General features: G+C 67.0%; 13 protein-coding genes. 3 read left to right on the top strand and 10 right to left on the bottom strand.

The window, feature by feature from the left end:
- Window positions 1-10: 10 nt before the first annotated feature.
- From U4Y91_RS15630 to U4Y91_RS15620, 3 genes are all read right to left on the bottom strand, one after another.
- On the bottom strand, window positions 11-1,090 hold the full coding sequence (locus U4Y91_RS15630) for a glycosyltransferase family 1 protein (protein ID WP_321805774.1): 1,080 nt from the start codon (window positions 1,088-1,090) through the stop codon (window positions 11-13).
- A gap of 27 nt (window positions 1,091-1,117) precedes the next feature.
- Entirely contained in the window at window positions 1,118-2,266 is a 1,149-nt protein-coding gene (locus U4Y91_RS15625) for a glycosyltransferase (RefSeq protein WP_321805773.1), read from the bottom strand.
- A gap of 440 nt (window positions 2,267-2,706) precedes the next feature.
- On the bottom strand, window positions 2,707-3,756 hold the full coding sequence (locus U4Y91_RS15620) for a glycosyltransferase family A protein (RefSeq protein ID WP_321805772.1): 1,050 nt from the start codon (window positions 3,754-3,756) through the stop codon (window positions 2,707-2,709).
- Window positions 3,757-4,187: 431 nt separating this feature from the next.
- On the opposite strand from U4Y91_RS15620, the gene U4Y91_RS15615 reads away from it, so the two are divergent.
- Entirely contained in the window at window positions 4,188-5,477 is a 1,290-nt protein-coding gene (locus U4Y91_RS15615; RefSeq protein WP_321805861.1) for a right-handed parallel beta-helix repeat-containing protein, read from the top strand.
- Window positions 5,478-5,591: 114 nt separating this feature from the next.
- On the opposite strand, the gene U4Y91_RS15610 is transcribed toward U4Y91_RS15615, so the two are convergent.
- Together U4Y91_RS15610 and U4Y91_RS15605 are read right to left on the bottom strand one after the other, a co-directional pair.
- Window positions 5,592-7,166, bottom strand: coding sequence for a mannose-1-phosphate guanylyltransferase/mannose-6-phosphate isomerase (locus U4Y91_RS15610; protein ID WP_321805771.1), 1,575 nt, complete (start codon window positions 7,164-7,166; stop codon window positions 5,592-5,594).
- Complete coding sequence (locus U4Y91_RS15605; protein WP_321805770.1) at window positions 7,163-7,747, bottom strand: drug:proton antiporter; 585 nt, start codon at window positions 7,745-7,747, stop codon at window positions 7,163-7,165. Before U4Y91_RS15605 ends, U4Y91_RS15610 begins: the two co-directional genes overlap by 4 nt.
- A gap of 323 nt (window positions 7,748-8,070) precedes the next feature.
- Here U4Y91_RS15605 and U4Y91_RS15600 point away from each other — a divergent pair, with 323 nt between their 5' ends.
- Both U4Y91_RS15600 and U4Y91_RS15595 read left to right on the top strand, forming a co-directional pair.
- Window positions 8,071-8,565, top strand: a complete 495-nt coding sequence (locus tag U4Y91_RS15600; RefSeq protein ID WP_321805769.1) for a hypothetical protein — start codon at window positions 8,071-8,073, stop codon at window positions 8,563-8,565.
- Window positions 8,566-9,055: 490 nt separating this feature from the next.
- Entirely contained in the window at window positions 9,056-10,447 is a 1,392-nt protein-coding gene (locus U4Y91_RS15595) for a sigma-54 dependent transcriptional regulator (RefSeq protein ID WP_321805768.1), read from the top strand.
- Between the two features lie 63 nt (window positions 10,448-10,510).
- Here U4Y91_RS15595 and U4Y91_RS15590 read toward each other — a convergent pair whose 3' ends face one another.
- From U4Y91_RS15590 to U4Y91_RS15570, 5 genes are read right to left on the bottom strand one after another with little or no spacing between them, the layout of a single operon-like run.
- The gene (locus tag U4Y91_RS15590; protein ID WP_321805767.1) at window positions 10,511-12,985 is read right to left on the bottom strand and encodes a glycosyl hydrolase 2 galactose-binding domain-containing protein; all 2,475 of its coding nucleotides are present in this window, start codon (window positions 12,983-12,985) and stop codon (window positions 10,511-10,513) included.
- Complete coding sequence (locus tag U4Y91_RS15585; RefSeq protein ID WP_321805766.1) at window positions 12,982-14,037, bottom strand: DUF1839 family protein; 1,056 nt, start codon at window positions 14,035-14,037, stop codon at window positions 12,982-12,984. The genes U4Y91_RS15590 and U4Y91_RS15585 overlap by 4 nt, the downstream gene beginning before the upstream one ends.
- Window positions 14,034-15,005: an amino acid--[acyl-carrier-protein] ligase gene (locus U4Y91_RS15580; protein WP_321805765.1), complete on the bottom strand. Its 972-nt coding sequence runs from the start codon at window positions 15,003-15,005 to the stop codon at window positions 14,034-14,036. Before U4Y91_RS15580 ends, U4Y91_RS15585 begins: the two co-directional genes overlap by 4 nt.
- Window positions 15,002-16,198 (bottom strand): acyl-CoA dehydrogenase family protein, encoded by a 1,197-nt coding sequence (locus tag U4Y91_RS15575; RefSeq protein ID WP_321805764.1) that lies wholly within the window; start codon window positions 16,196-16,198, stop codon window positions 15,002-15,004. Before U4Y91_RS15575 ends, U4Y91_RS15580 begins: the two co-directional genes overlap by 4 nt.
- Window positions 16,195-16,446, bottom strand: coding sequence for an acyl carrier protein (locus U4Y91_RS15570; protein WP_044842951.1), 252 nt, complete (start codon window positions 16,444-16,446; stop codon window positions 16,195-16,197). Before U4Y91_RS15570 ends, U4Y91_RS15575 begins: the two co-directional genes overlap by 4 nt.
- Window positions 16,447-16,550: the final 104 nt, after the last annotated feature.

The following is a 16,550-nucleotide window of genomic DNA, read 5'->3' as shown; positions in this document are numbered from 1 at the left end:
GGAGTCGCTCTTACAGACTCTCGAAGATTTCCGTCATCATCTCGGCGCTTCGGCTCCAGCGATATTTCTCCGCGTGCAGGCTTCCCTTGCGTTTGAGCTCGGCCCTGAGCTCGGTGGAATCGAGCAGGCTCCGCAATTTCTGCGCGATGTCGTCCTGCGAAAACGGATCGCAGTACAGCGCCGCATCGGCACAGACTTCCGGTAGTGCGGCCGATTTGCCGACAACCGCCGGACAGCCGTAGCGCATCGCCTCGAGAGGCGGTATGCCGAAGCCTTCGTAGATCGACGGATAAAGGAAGCACGCTGCGTTCTGATACAGCGCCTTCAATTGCTCGTCGCTGATGTAGCCCACGTACTTGATGTTCGGCTCGGATGCCGAGAGATGATCCTGCTTGCCGAACACGGTGGCGTTCTGCATGCCGACGATGACGAGATCGACCGACGGATCGTTGATCTGCCGGAATGCCGCGATCAGCCGCCCGAAGTTCTTGGTCGGATTCATGCTGCTGACCGCGAGCACGAAGCGGCCCGGCGTCAGCGCATGCTTGTCGAGCACGCTCGTGTCTGCTTCCAGGGCATCGAGATGATCCGCACCGAGCGGCACGACGCTGATCTTCTCCGCGGAGACGCCGCAGTGATGCGCGAGGCGATCCCGCGAGAAATAGGAGTTGGTCAGCACGCAAACGGAGGTTCGCGCCAGGATCCAGAACATGATCCGGTACCACACGCGAAATGGCCGGGAGAAATGCGCGGGCGTGTCGAACACCGCCGCATCGTGCATGTAGATGATCTGGTTGCCGATGAAAATGGATGCCGAATTGCTGAGATTCACGATGCGGCCGCGGCGTGAAAATAGCGGGAGGACCAGCTGCTCCCAGACCACGCCCTTGTAAAAACCGACCTTGACCGTCTTCGCGCCGCTTACCTCGACGCCGGGCTGCGGAGGCACCAGCACTGTTACCGGATCCTGGGGCTGAAACTTGATCAGTGCGGCGATCAGCTCGCGCGCGACGCGTTGCACGCCGGTTGTTTTCTGCGTTGTGAATCGGCCGTTGTATACGAGTTGCTTCGATTTCTTGAAAGCGATCATGTCGATAAGGGGATGTCGAAATCGGAATCAGGCTTTGACGTGATCGGGAACAACCGGCTTGAAGTCGTGCGTGTCGACACGCGCCCCGTCGGTGTCGAGTCCGTAAAGGGCGTGCCACTGACGGAAGATCGCGTTCATCGAAAACCGCTGAATCGCCCGTTGCCGGGCAACTGCGCCCATTTCCTCGCGAAGCTGCCGGTCGTCGCGCAGCAGGGTCAGATATGCGGTCATCTCGTCGGCGTTCGACGCGACATAGCCGGTCACGCCGTGAATCACCACGTCGCGATTGCCCACGACGTCCGTCACCACGGCCGGTATGCCGGCGACCTGCGCTTCGATCAGCGCGACCGGCATGCCTTCCCATCGGGAGGTCTGGACGTAGATATCCAGTTCCGACGTCAGCGCGAGCGCGCGTGCGCGGGTGACCCAGCCGCTGCAGACGACTGCCCGGCGCTGGCCGGGGTCCGGAATCTCGGCGGCGTCGCCGCCGATCCAGAGAAACTCGACGTTCGCGCCGTGCAGCGTTTCGGCAAGGCGCACGAATGCTTCATGATTTTTCTGGAACGACGCTCGGCCGCTCATCCCGATGACGACTTTGCGATCGTCGCGCGTTCGACGCGATGGAATCTCCGCCGCATTGACGCCGTTTTCCACCAGGACTGCCGACTTCGCCCGGACCTTTCCCCTGATCTCGGCGAGTTCGCTGCCGGAGCACGCGACGATGGTTCCGCCGATGTGCGCCGCGATGCGCTCGAAGCTCAGATAGGCATACTGCTTCATGCGCGACACGTCGCGGCGCAGGAACGAGAGTCCGTGCGGCGAGTAGAGGACCTTCGCATTCGGGGCGGCGATCCGGGCGGCGATTCGCCCCAGCACGCCGGCCTTCGACGAGTGCAGATGAATCGCGGTCGGCTTGCAGTCGCGCAGGTTCCGGACGAGCGCACGCAAGCTCCGCAGATCCTGTTTGACGCTCACCTCGCGCGCCATGTCGACGTACACGAGCTTCACGTCGGGCAGGAACAGCGTCGAAAAATCGGTCGGGGTTTCCGGTCGGATCGAGTGCAGAACCGTCACGTCGACGCCGGTCGCCGCGGCATGGTTGGCGAGATGGGTCAGCATCGAAAGCACGCCGCCACCAAACGCTTCGGCGATATGAACGATCTTTTCTTGGGTCATCTTTCGGTCAAGCGATCCGATCGCACATTCATCGCCCGTCATGACGATGAGCCGCCTGCGAATCGTGTTGTCTCGGTGTCGAGTTCGTTAAAACTATGCATTCCTGATTGATAAATGCATGGCTACCGTGACCATTGGATCCTGCTGTCGCAGTCGCTTGTTCGAGCTTACGGGGCAGCCGGATGGTTTCCGCCGATGGAATACTGGATCGACGTTGCCGGAGGGTGCCGAACACGATGCAGCGTGACGAATCAATGCCGCGTTCTACGTGTCGGCTCGATTCATCCGAACATCGGATACCGGCGTTCGACTACGACGACTGGAGACGAGACAACGACGAAATCCGGTCAGTGCGCGTGAATCCACTGGTCCGGATCATTGTGCAGCGCATGCGCGACCCGCTGGGTGCGATGGCTTACCGAAGGCGCGATTCGGCGACGCTATCGAGCGTCGGCGTGATGGCCGGATGACTTCCGCACGCGCGCGAGCGGATTGGAGATATAGCGAATCGCACGGTTGCTGAGCGTTGCCGACGGTAGCAAGCATGCGAGCGACAGCCCGGCCACGGCCGCTTTCTTGGCAGGGCCCCAGAACGGATTGCGCAGCACGGTTTGCCAGTAGCGCGCGGATTCGCACAGGAACCAGCGCCAGCGCCGCACGAGTGGGGCGTGATAGAGCGTGCTTGCGAAGCGGGCCTTCTCGATCGCGAAGTCGAGCGGTGCGATCGGCAATGCTTCGTGCAGCCGTGTGCCGGCGAGCATGCGCAGCGTCGCCCACCGGCGTTCGGCTTTCAGCGCGCCCGTCGCGGCGTCTTCCGAATTGGTGAGGGCAAGGGCCGGCGTGTCGGCGGACGGGCCCGTCCCCGGCTGCTGATGGACGCGATAGCCGCCGAGCGTTGCATCGATCATGTGCACGGCGCCGAGCAACGCGATACCGTAGATCGCATAGAAATCCGCGCCATGCAGGTTGTCCGGGGTGACGGGCACCGGAAAGATGCGCTTGAGCGCATCGACCCGATACGCGTTGCCCGATGCGGGCGGCGACGGGTACAGCCAGCCCGCGCGCAACAGGCGGCCGCAGTCGGTGGCGACGGCCGACTGCGGCACGCTCGCCCCGGTCATCGCACCGTCCCGCGCGATCACGTCGAGCCGGAAATGCACCTTCACGAAGTCGCCGGACGCGAACGCGGCGAGCACGCGGGCCGCGGCGTCGGCATAGAGCAGGTCGTCAGCGTCGAGCAGGATCACGTAGCGCGTCGTGACATGTTCGAGCGCGCGGTTGTATGCGGCGACCTGACCGCGATTCTCCTGGAACACCGCCGTCACGCGCTCGCCATACGAGCGAATGATGTCGCGCGAATCGTCGGTGGAACCGTCGTCGACGACCAGCACGCGTACACCGTGCGCGCTCTGCGCGAGCGCCGAATCGATCGCGTCGCGCAGGTATGCGCCGTGGTTGTAGTTGCAGATTGCGATGGTCAGGTCGGTCATGAACGGATTCTGGACGAGCGAAGTGCGGACGATCCGGGTGCCCGGCGCGTGTAGTTCACCGGCGCAGTGCACGCCGGGGCCGCGACGCCGGATCGGGTGCGACCGGTGCCTTTGAGCGATGCCGCAGCACGGTCGCGTCGCGTGGTGGCCATGATACGCATCGTCGATCGGCACTCGGTTCGCGAGCCTACCGTTCGGCGATTTGCTTCATGGGTGGCGCGACGCGTCATCGAACGGTATGTCAGATCGCGCCGTGCAGGCGGGAGGCATTGGTCTGTTGACGCACCGAAACCCGGCTGGCTCGAATGATCTAATCGAGCGTATGGCGTCGACCGCTTCGGCGTTATCGCGTGCGGGCAGCTCGGCCGGCATGCGGCGATTCGGGTGCGCCAGCCGGTGCGCGTGAAGTGATTCGAGGGAGTCGATTCGATATGCGTAGATCACAAAGCCCGTTCCTTGCATGCGCGGCGATCGCCGGCATGTGCATGGCAGGCGGGCTGGCGTGGCCGGACAGTGTCGCGGCGGCATCTGGCACGCCCGCACCTGGTGCACTTCATGCGAATGTACCGGATGCGTACGTGCGTCCCGCTGCGGACGCGGCCGATCAGGCCGACATGCTGCAACATGCGCTGGACGCGTTGCAGCCTGGTCAGCGACTGGTGTTCGCCCCGGGGCGGTATGTGGTCGGCCGGTCGCTGGTCGTGCGGCAGCGGAATGTGGTGTTGTCGGGCTACGGCGCGACGCTGATCGCGACAACCCCCGACGACCAGACGATCGAGATGCGCGGCGAGGGTACGACGCTCGTCGGCTTCCGGTTCACCGGAACCGGCACGACACGCCTCACGACGCCGGAGTCTTCGAAGGTCGAGGTGACGGGGCGCGGCGTGCAGGTGCTCGACAACGTCATCGACGGTGGTGCGGGCGGCGGGGTCTTCGTGTTCGGCGGCGCTGACGTCGCGATCGTCGGCAACGAGGTACTGTCGACGCTGGCGGACGGCATTCACATGACGCACGGCTCGCACAACGTGCTCGTGCAGGGCAACGTCGTGCGCGGCACCGGCGACGACATGATCGCCGTGGTGAGTTACCAGGCTGAAGGCGTGCTGACGCGCAACGTGCTGATCACCGGCAACTCGCTGGAGGGCAATCCGTGGGGCCGGGGCATCACGGTGGTCGGCGGTGCGAACGTCACCATCTCGAACAACATCGTGCGCAACGTACAGGTGAGCTCGGGGATCCTCGTCGCGCAGGAAGACAGCAATCGCACTGCCGGCTCGTCCGACATCCGCATCGAGGGCAACTCGATCGCGGACATCCAGACCGCGACGGACCGGGCCAATCCTCGCCCGGTAACGCAGCAGGCGGCGATCGAGGTCAGCACGTGGTCGGGTTCGGTGTCGCGCGTGACCGTGATCGGCAACCGCGTGTCGCATGCGCGATTCGACGGCATTCGCCTGTGGGGAAACGTGTCGGGCGTGCGGCTCGCGGACAATCAACTGTCGGGGATCGGTGGAATGCCGGTCCGGGTCGACCCTGCGCACGATTGCGCGACCGGCCGGCCGGCGGGGACGTCGGGAGGGCAGGCGAGGGGCGCGCCGTGTGCGGCCGCGCGTCAGCCGCTGTCGGCAGCAGGTGACGCGATCGGCGCGGATACGTCGTTGTTGCCGTGCGTGCGCGAATCCGTCAGGCAAGCGCGCTGGTCGCAAGGCGGCATCGACTGATCGTGCGTCGCGTGGGCCGCCGGTCGGCGGCGCCATGCGGCGAACAGGCGGCCACCCGTTGTTCGCGCGGCGGCTCGCATCGCCAGCGCGCACGCCGCCTCGATCCGCATGCGCTTACCGGATGACGGTGCGTTCCGCGGCTTCCTCGTCCGGTTCGCGCGAGGCGAGCGACGGTCGCTGCCGCGCGGTCTCAACGACCGGCCTTCCATACTGATCATCGAACCGCACGATATCGTCTTCGCCGAGATAATCACCCGACTGCACCTCGATGATCTCGAGCGGAATCCGGCCGGGATTCTCGAGGCGGTGGACCTCACCGACGGCGATATAGGTCGATTCGTTTTCGCTGAGCAGGAAGACCTCGCTGCCGCGCGTGACCTTCGCGGTGCCGCGCACGACGATCCAGTGCTCGGCCCGGTGATAGTGCATCTGCAACGACAATTGCTTGCCGGGTTCGACGACGATCCGCTTCACCTGGAACCGCTCGCCGAGATCGATCGAATCGTAGTGGCCCCACGGCCGCTGCACCTTGCGGTGTTCGCTCGCCTGCGGGCGCTGCTCGGTCTTCAGGCGCGCGACGATGTTCTTCACGCGCTGCACGTCGTGCTTGTTCGCGACCAGCACCGCATCGGGCGTCTCGATCACGACGACGTCCTTCATCCCGACGCACGCAATCAGCCGGCCCTCCGAGCGCACGAGACTGTCCTGCGTGTCCTCGAACACGATCGGGCCGCGCGCGACGTTGCCCTGATCGTCCTTCGGCATGATTTCCCAGATCGCATCCCAGGTGCCGACGTCCGACCAGCCTGCGGACAGCGGCACCACGATGCCTTCGATGCCGAGTTCGGGGTGCTCCGCGAGTCGCTCCATGACCGCGTAGTCGATCGAGTCGGACGGGCATGCGTCGAATGCCGCCGCGTCGATCCGGAAGAACGGATGCTCGGCGGTGCCCGCGCGCCATGCCGCGTCGCAGGCCGCATGGATGTCGGGCGCGAGCGCGCCGATCGCCTTGAGCCAGATCGACGCGCGCGTGACGAAAATCCCGCTGTTCCACCAGTAATCGCCCGAATGAAGATAGCGTTCGGCGAGCGCGGCGTTCGGCTTCTCGACGAAGCGCCCGATCGCATAGCCGCCTTGTCCGCCGAGGCGGCCGGCGCGCGGTTCGCCGACCTGGATGTAACCGTAGCCGGTTTCCGCGCGGCGCGGCAGCACGCCGAGCGTGACGATCGCGCCTTCCAGCGCGTAGCGCGCCGCGCGCCCGACCGCTTCCTGGAACGCGGCGACGTCGCCGATCACGTGATCGGCCGGCATGACCGCGAGGATGGGGTCGTCCGCGAGCACGCTGGCGTCGAGCGCCGCGAGCGTCAGCGCAGGCGCCGTATTGCGCGCGGCCGGTTCGAGCAGGATGCGGGCGGGCGCCGCGCGCCCGAGCACCTGCGCGGCGCTCATGATGCGATGCTGTTCGCCGCACACCAGCAGCAGCGTGTCGCCGAGCGCCGCGTTCGCGATGCCGTTCAGGCGGCGCGCGGTCGCCGACAGCGGCGATTCGTTCGAGGTCAGCTCGATCAGCTGTTTCGGATACTGCTCGCGCGACAGCGGCCAGAGGCGCGTGCCGGAACCGCCGGCGAGTATGACGGGCAGGACGCAGGGCAGCTCGGGATCGGGAACCGGGCGAAGGTTGGCGTTCATCGATTGGCTCCGGTATCGGCGGGCAGCCGGTTGTGTGCGCGGCCGTCGACGCGCGTGTCCTCGTTTCGCGATCGCGGTGCCGAGACGGTCCGGGACAGCAGCTGGCGCAGCGCGCCGGCGGCACGGTCGGCCGGCCGGACGAGACCGATGAACGGCGCGCCCTGTTCGAGATAGGGGCCGTAGGCCTTACGGAATCCGAAACGCTTGTAGAAGGCCTGGCGTTGTACAGGCACGTGCGTGCGCACCGCCACGTCGGGCCACGCGGCCTGCGCGGCCGTGAGCGCGCGCTGCATGAGTTGCTCGAGGGTGCGGTCGTCGCGACACGCCTCGCTCGTCAGCACCTTGTCGATCACGACGTCCGGGTCGGCGTCGTCGCCGGGCAGCACGCGCGCGTAGGCGACGACTTCCGTCGTGTCGCCCTTGTGCATGCACGCGAACACGTGCAGCGCATGCGCATCCTTGCCGTCGATGTCGAGATGCGTGTGCGCATCCTCGACCACCAGCACTGCGTTGCGCGAGCGCAGGATTGCATAGAGATCGACGGCGCTCAGATGTTCGAATTCACAACAATGCCATTCCATGATGCGGTCCTCATGTGAAGCCTTCAGCACGCCGAGCCGCATGAACGCGTGCGTTCGGTGCGGCTCGCCGATGTTCATAATGCGGATGCGGGGCACGCCGGTCTGTTCGAAAGCGTACTCACACTCCCGTTATGCCTGTTATGCCCGTTTCGTGCGGCCGATGCCGGCAGCGCGAAACGGGCCGCGCCGTGAGCGGGGCACTGTGCGGTAGCACACAGTGGCCGCATGCCGGCTTTCCCATAATTGATTCGTCGCGACGGCCCGCTGCGAACCGTGCAGCGGGCCGTCCGCATCGAACGCGATTGAAGAATCGGGGGCTGTACTTGAAGATTGCGATCGTTCACGGCGGGCCGGTCGCGCATCGCGACCGGCTCCGCTCGCAGGCCAACATCTGCCGCATCGTCGATGTCCTCGCGATGCGCGCATCCTTCATCCGGACACGATCGTTTCGACGCGCCGGCCAACACGCGCATACTTGCGACGGTGCGCTGCCCGACGCGTTCGCGCTGCATGCGGGCTTGCAGCAGCACAGTGCCTGTCGCACCGGCATGTCGGCAGCGATCGTGGGTGGCACGACAGGCATGGACGCCATGCTGCATCGCGTCAGGAGACGGACGACACGACCGTCTGCTTCGTTACGATGTTGTAACGAACACGCGCGGTTCGCCCGCGTTCGATGCGTCGTGGCGGTGTCGCACGGGACGCGCGATTACCCACGGATGCAAAACGCTGTCCGGATTATTTGTGCGATTCAGGCGAGAATCGCGGGCAATGGAACGCGCCGATCTTGCAGAAAAGTGGTATTTGGCACTGTTTGAAGGGAATGGTCGTGGATAATCAAATCCGAGGCGCTAAACGCGCGCCGCGCCGGCGGGGCGGCAGCGTAATCGGCTGAATCGATTTTATCTTTTGGTAACAAGGCCATCTCGATACGGGGTGTAGATTCAGGAACGGATGAAATGAGGCCACCATTCCGAAAGCGGGTTGGCGGCCATCCGGTTCAGCATCGGGCGCGGCTGTCGTGTACGACGCGACGCAAATGCGGACGGAATTCCCGTTTGCCGACGCGCTCCGCCTGACGGCGCGTCGTATGAAAGCCGGAACGCCGCGGCTCCCGCGGCCGCGCGTTCCCTTCGAGTTCGATGACAACGAGGCCGGATGACATTCGGCTCGACCTCCGGGGGCTCTCGCCGTGTGCAGTTTCGATCTTCGCCAAAGCTGCGGAAACGCAGCGCGGACAGGCGGCCATGCGCCGCCGACCGCAGCGCACGCGAACGGTTCGCGGAGTGGAGAAAGTGATGGTTCGCTATGAATATGCCAATAACGCGCGATAAGAGCGCCGGCGGGGAGAGGACTACCGGGCAGCGTCCTCTGATTTACTGGACCCAGTCGCCGTCCGTCATGCTGCGCAAGGAACTCGCGCGACGCGACTGGAAAGTGACGGTCGTCGCGCACGCGAGCGAATTGCGCGACACCTCCGGCGAAATCACCTGCGGCATCCTCGACCTGAGCGGCGGTCACGCCGACGCGATCGGCAGCATCGCGTCGACCTGCGCGTCGATGCGCGACGTCGTGTGGGTCGCGCTCGTCGAGACCGGTCAGACGGCCTCGACGAACGTGCGCGCGCTGTTGCGCGACTATTGCTTCGACTACATCACGTTGCCCGCATCGCACCAACGCATTGCCGATACGGTCGGCCATGCGTACGGAATGGAATGCCTGTTCGCGCGCGATCGGGAACGCCTCGAATCGCAGGAGAACGGCATCGTCGGCACCTGCAGCGCGATGCTGCGGCTGTTCGATACGGTGCGGCGCTTCGCGCGCACCGACGCGCCGGTGTTCGTGTTCGGCGAGACGGGAACCGGCAAGGAACTGACGGCCGTCGCGATCCATCGTCATTCGGAACGGCGCAACGGCCCGTTCGTCGCGGTCAACTGCGGTGCGATCCCGCCCCACCTGCTGCAATCGGAACTGTTCGGCTATGAGCGCGGCGCGTTTACCGGCGCGAACGCGCGCAAGATCGGCTACGTCGAGGCCGCAAACGGCGGCACGCTGCTGCTCGACGAAATCGGCGACCTGCCGCACGAGAGCCAGGCAAGCCTGCTTCGCTTCCTGCAGGAGCGCGCGATTCATCGCCTCGGCGGCAGCGACCCGGTGCAGGTCGACGTGAGGATCGTCTCCGCGACGCACGTCGACCTGCGCGAAGCGATGGAAGAAGGGCGTTTCCGCGCGGACCTGTTCCACCGTCTTTGCGTGATGCGCATCGACCAGCCGCCGCTGCGCGCGCGCGGCAAGGACATCGAACTGCTCGCGCATCACATGCTCGAACGCTTTCGCGGCGACGCGCGCCATCGCGTGCGCGGCTTTTCGACGGATGCGATCACGGCGCTCTACAAGCATGACTGGCCGGGCAACGTGCGCGAACTGATCAACCGCGTGCGGCGCGCGGTCGTGATGACGGAAGGGCGCCTGATCACCGCGCAGGACCTCGAGCTCGAATACTGTCTCGACGCGGCGTCGCCGTCGGTGGCCGACATCCGCAAGTCGATCGAGCGCGAAGCGATCGAAACCGCGCTGCTGCGCACGCGCGGACGCGTCGCCGCTTCCGCGCGCGAGCTCGGCGTGTCGCGTGCAACGCTCTATCGCTGGATGGAAGCGTACGGCATCGAGCGGCCGCGCGGCACGGGGTCGTCGGACTGACGTGCGCGGTGCGGCCGTGCGAGCGCGTGCGCGCGCGTGATCCCGGTCCCGCGCCCGCTTGCGTCAGCCGGTCAACGCCGCGCGCACGGTTCGCGCGGCGTTGACCGCGCGGATTTCGACGGTCGGCGGCGCGCCGGCGGCAGCATGGCCGCCGGTGTTCGCGAGCGGTACCAGCGCGACACGCGCCGGCGTGCCGGGCGCGAGATCGAACCAGTCGTCGCGCGGCACGAAGCCCTGTGCATCGATCTGCACGTGACGTGCGACGTGGCGCGTGCCGATGTCGACGTGCCACATGTCGCCGGTGCGCGACACGCATGCCTCGATGCCGGGTTCGCGGCGGGCGAACACGGCCGGGTGCGTGCGGGACGGGAAGTAGAACGCCTGCGACAGCAGCGTGCCGTCGTCGGCGCGCAGTGTCGCGACGACGGTATCGTGCTCGCACGGGCCGAAGCGATACGCGTAGGTCCAGTCGAAGAAGCGGCCGAGCAATTCAGCCGAATCGAGCCGCACCGTGTCGTGCGCGGCGATCCGGACCGGACCGCCGGCACGCGCGACCGGCGTGCGGCCGTCGCGCAGCGCGACCAGCTCGACGGCCGCCGACAGCGGCGCCGGCCGCTCGTTGATCACGTGCACGTCGAGCCCGTTCAGCCCTTCGTCGACGAGCAGGACCTGCACCGGTTGAAGTACCTGGCGCAGCGCATACCACGCCGATTTCGGCCGATGCGCCGCATCGAGCAAGCCCCATCCGGCACCCGCCATCACATCCTGGAACTGCCAGACGAGCGCGCCCGCGCAGCGCGAGCCGGTGCGCCGCCACTCCGAGAACGTGTCCCGCATCAGGTCCGCGATCACCGCGCGCGACAGCTCGAAGTAGCGCGACGGATCCTCGCGCCGCAGGCGGTCGGGCGCCACGTCGTACAACGTCTGCAGATAGTGATCGCGAATATCGTCGAAATCCCACGACGTGCCGGGGTCGCGCGGCACGGCCGCTTTCCACCGCGGCTCGTGCACGCCCGGCCAGCCGAGGCTGGCGAGCATCGCATCGCACGGCACGTTCGCGAACGCGAGGCATTCGCTCGCGAAGCGCACGTCGGCGCGACGCGCGTCGTCGAGCGGGCGAAGGTACGCGCCGACACCGTAATAGTGCGACACGCGCTCGCGCGGCATGAACGGCAGTACGCCGCCGTCGGGCGAGTCGGGGACGTACAGCGCGTCGGGCCGCCGTGCCGCCGCATGATCGGCGAGGCGCTCGGCGGTCAGTTCGAGAAAGCGCTGCTTCGGCCCGAGTCCGGACATCGCGGCCTGCTGCGCAATCTCGCTGCCGCCGCACAGCACCGCGAGCGACGGCGACGCGCGCAGGCGCGTGAGGAACTGTTCGGCTTCGCGACCGACGGCATCCGCGAAGGCGCGATCGTCGAGCGCATAGTCGAAGTTCGCGAACATGAAGTCCTGCCAGACGAGCAGTCCGAGCCGGTCGCACCACGCATGGAATGCGTCGGCCTCGTAGGTCATCGTGCCGCCGACGCGAATCATGTTGAAGCCGGCGTCGCGCGCGTATCCGAGCAGGCGGCCATAGGTCGCGTCGTCCGCGTGCAGCGCGAGCGGTGCGGCGCTGCTCCAGCATGCGCCGCGCGCGAACACGCGCACGCCGTTGACGCGCAACCCGAACCCCTTGCCGTCGTCGCCCACGTCCGGTTCGATCGTGCGAAAGCCCGTCGCGCCGAGCGGCCGCCGGTCGGCACCGATGTGCAATGCGACCTCGTAAAGCACCGGTTCGCCATGCGTGTGCGGCCACCAGCGGCGCACGTTCGGCACTGCGACGGTCGCATGCAGCCGGTCGGCGCCGCGGCGTTCGAGCGTCGCGTGGTGCTCGCCGCACGACAGCCGGGCCGTGAACGCATCGGGCAGCGGCCCGGCGAACGCGAGTGCCGCATCGAGCCAGCCGGTATCGCCGTCGAGGCGCGCGTGCAGGTCGCAATGAACGAGAACGGGACCGTCGGCAGGGTCCAGCACGTCGACGGGCCGCCACGGACCGGTCGGCACGCAGCGCGGAAACCAGCCGGGCATGTGCCCGAGCAGCGACGTGCGAACGGTGCGCAACGTCGCCGGTTCGGCGAGCCGCGTGCGCCAGCGTGCACGGCGCGGTGCGCGCACATCGCGCAGGTGCGGCGCGAGGGCGCGGAAGCAGACGGTCAGCCGGTGCGTGCCGTCGAGCGACACGGGCACGTCGTGCGCGACGAACATGCTGTCCGAGCGCAGGATCGGCGTGTCGTCGAGCCATGCCTCGGCGAGCGTCGCGAGGCCGTGAAAGCGCAGCACGCGCGGCCCGTGCCCGTGCAGTTCGACGCGATACCAGTGGTCGCGCTCGTCGAGCGACGCGGTATCGTCGGGCCGGCCGGCCAGCGCGAGCGCCTGCGCGACCGTGCCGGGGACGGGGGCGGCGATCCAGCCGTCGGCGGGAAGATCGAGCGGCGTGCTCGCGGCACCCGCGGCCGTGGCGAGCAGTGACCACGCGAGCGCGGTGTGCGCACGTGTCACCGCATCAACGGCACGGGGGCCGCGTCGACGCGAACGGGCACCGCGTGCTGCAGCGGCGGGGCGATCTGCCGCGCGCAGTCGATCAGGTCGGCGTAAGCCGCTTCGATCGCTTCGAGCGTCGCGTCGCCGTGCTCTTCCTTGCCGCGCGCGCACGCCCGCGCCAGCCGGAACTCCAGCACCATCGCCTCGGACGCGATGCGGTCGCAGGCGGTACGAATCTCGGCGAACGGCCCGACGCAGCCGCTCGCCTGCAGCCAGCGCGTGTAGTGGCCGAACAGTTCGAAGTTCGCGCCGAGTTGCCGCACCGAATTGAACGAGTACGCGTGGAAGCGTTCGAGCGGGGAACCGGCGAGCGATTGCGCATCGAGCTGCAACTGGCGCCGGAACGCCGTGACCGGATTGACGACCGGCAGCCGGCGCAGATGCCGCTGCAGCGACGCGAGCGAGACTTCGCACAGCGCGCGCTCGTCGAGCGGTGCGAAACGCCGCTTCGCGCACTCGACGTACGGCGGCAGCGGCATTGGCGAACTGCCGCCAACGAGCCCGTTGTAGTCGAAATCCTCGGCTACGTAATAGCCGCTGTTGTGGAAGTAGCCGATCTGGCGGCGCGTGCGATCGATCGAGTCGATGCCGATCGTCGTCTTCGTATGCTGCGTGCGGTAGCTGCTGCCGCGCGTGTCCGGCAGGAACCACGCGTCGACCTCGACGATCATCAGGTGACCGCGCGCGACCTGCGTCTCGATGTGCTGGTCGAGCGGCTCGTAGATCGAGTGTTCCTGCACGACGATGCCGTACAGTCGCTCCAGTTCGTCGTGCGGAAACTTGAAGAACGTGAACTGGTCGCCCTCGAAATCGAGCGCGATCGTAAACGGCAGTGCCGCGTACGGATTGAGGCCCCACCACCGGAGCACCTCGAGCCACATGTCGACGTAGCAGTTGGTCTGTTTCCAGACCATCTCCTGACTGTGCAGCGGGTGCGGCCGGTAGTGGCGAGCGCGGTGGCGCACGTCCTCGAACGACGCGTCCTCGCCGTCGCGGGACACGAATTTCATCGCGTACCCCACAGCACGTCGCGAACGTCGGCCGGCCATGCGTCGAGGTCGAAACCGTGATGACGGAACAGCGCGAGCGTCAGCCGCTCGAGGCCGAAGCCGACGCAGCCCGTGTGCGCGACGTCGCCCGTCGCGGTGCGGATGTCCCACAGCAGCCCGAAGTGATCCATGTGGTAGTTGAAGCTCAGGCACGCGGTCTGGCGGTCGTCGTGCTCGATCGGGATCAGCAGCTCGAACTTCAGGTTCTGCTCGCGCTGGCTGTTTGCGACGATCTTGCCGCCGCGCCCGAAGAACGGATCGTTCGCGAGATCGATCGCGTTCGGCAGGCGCAGCGCCTCGATCATCCGCGTGCCGCGCTCCATCCACGTCGCGCGGAACGCGACGATCTGCTCGGGCGTGCCGATCCGCACGTATTCGCGCATCCGGAACAGCTGCATGCGGGTCGGGTCGAGCGACGGCTCGTGGCGGAAGCAATACGAGAACACGTCGACGATGCGGCCGTCGTCGGGCAGCGCACCGGCGCGCGCGACGACCGGATAGACCGGATAGCAGGCGGCCGGCGTCATCACGACGTAGGTCGGCTTCTGGCTTTCGGTCCAGTCCTCGCCGCGGTCGAGACACTGCAGCACGCGCTGGTGCCGCTGTTCGTCGCCGCAGAACGCATGCACGCTGCCCGCGAGTTGCGGGAAGCTCTTCATGTATTCGCTGCGCTCGAATTCGGTGCGGCTCATCGCCGGCGGGAAGCGCAGCACTTCGGCCTGCTGGTCGGCGCCGAGGCGCGTGACGAAGGCGTCGAGCGCTTCGACGACGCGCTCGAACCGCTCGCTGCGGCCGAACAGGCCCTGGATGCCGGTCGACACGAGCAGGCCCGCATCGATCAGCTCGTCGCGCAGCGGATTGACGCCCGCGCGGTCGAGCGGCGCGTCGGACGGGGTGGCGGCGGAGGGTACGGAGAGGCGATCGTTCACGAATGTTTCTCCAGCGTCGCGGGACGCAGTGCGAGCAGCAGGCTCGAGGTATTGGCGGCAATGCGGTCGTTGCTGATCATCAGCGGCGCCGCGTGCAGGTCGCGCAGGTGGCGGCCGATGCTGAACGGCGTGCCGTGCTTGTAGCCGGCCATCCCGCAGATCATCATCGCCTGCTGGGCGACTTCGAGCGCGGTCGACGACACATAGGTCTTCAGCGTGTTGATTTCGGCGGCCCAGGCCATGCCGGCCGACCACGAGCGGGGCGACGCGCTGGCATAGAGGCGCAGCACGCTGTCGACGCGGGCCTGCATCGCCTGCATCAGCGCAAGCGATTCGGCGATGCGCCGCGACGCGGGCGACGGCGCACCGTCGGTCTGGCGCGCCTGCGTGCGGAAGAACTGGTGCGCGCGATGGAACGCGTCGCCGGCCACGCCGATCCACACCGCCGCCCACAGGATGTGCGAAACCGGCACCATCGTCTGTTCGGCGATCTGCGCGAACGGCACGGGCAGGCATTGCACGGTCGTGCCCTGTGCATCGAGCACGAAGCCGTTGCTGCACGTGCCGCGCATGCCGAGCGTGTCCCATTCGCCGCGGCGCGTGAGCGTATAGCCGTCGCGCAGCACCGTGACGAGCACCTGCTCGGACGCCGGCGCGTCGGCGTCGCGCCGCGCGGTCGCGAGGATGCCGTCCGCGTAGTCGCCGTACGAGATCGTCGGCGCGGATTTGTGCAGCCGGAATTCGCCGCCGTTGGTCTCGAGCGCGCACTGGCTCGCGCGCAGGTTGCCGCCGACGCCGTCCTCCGACGTCGCCGACGCGAGCAGCCACTGATGGCGCACGAGCTGTTGCAGGAACAGCTTGTGCCAGCCCTGGTCGGCCGCGTGATTGACGATGCAGGCCACCTGGATCTGGTGCATCGCGAACACCATCGCCGACGATGCGCAGGCCTGGCCGAGAATCGAGCATGCCGATGCGATGTCGGCCAGCGACGCGCCGGCACCGCCGAGCTGGGTCGGGACCATTGCGCTCAGCAGGCGGCGCGCACGCATGGCCTCGATCGCCTCGACGGGGCAGCGCGCGTCCCGGTCGACCGCATCCGCGTGCTGGGCGGCGATTTGCGCGACCGCGTGCGCGGCCTCGTCGAGCCGGCGTGGTTCGTCGTCGGCCGCGAGTTCGGGAAGCAGCGCGCTCATGCGGAATGCTCGGCGCGTTGCAGGGTCGCGATTGTGTCCGCGAGCGCGTCGACGCTGCGGAACAGATTACGGTTCAGCATCTCGTCGGGAATCTCGATGTTGAACTGCTTCTCGATCGCGAGCATCAGCTGGATCGTATCGAGCGAGGAGAGGCCCGCTTCGTAGAGGTCATCCCCGTCACCGATCGAATCGATCGCGGCTTCGAGGTGGGCGACGTGCTTGAGGATGGTTCTGATTTCGTTTTTCACGTGCTGCTCCGGCGTGTGTGGTGTCGTCCGCAAGGGCGGACGCGCGCAGCGCGCTGACATCCCCCCGGCAGTCCGGCATCAGTAGACCATTCGCACGCCCGGCG

The organism is Burkholderia sp. BCC1993 (assembly GCF_905339865.1).
In the GTDB taxonomy this organism is placed as follows: domain Bacteria; phylum Pseudomonadota; class Gammaproteobacteria; order Burkholderiales; family Burkholderiaceae; genus Burkholderia.
The sequence above is the reverse complement of the archived record's forward strand: the minus strand, read 5'-3'. Positions and strand labels throughout refer to the sequence as shown.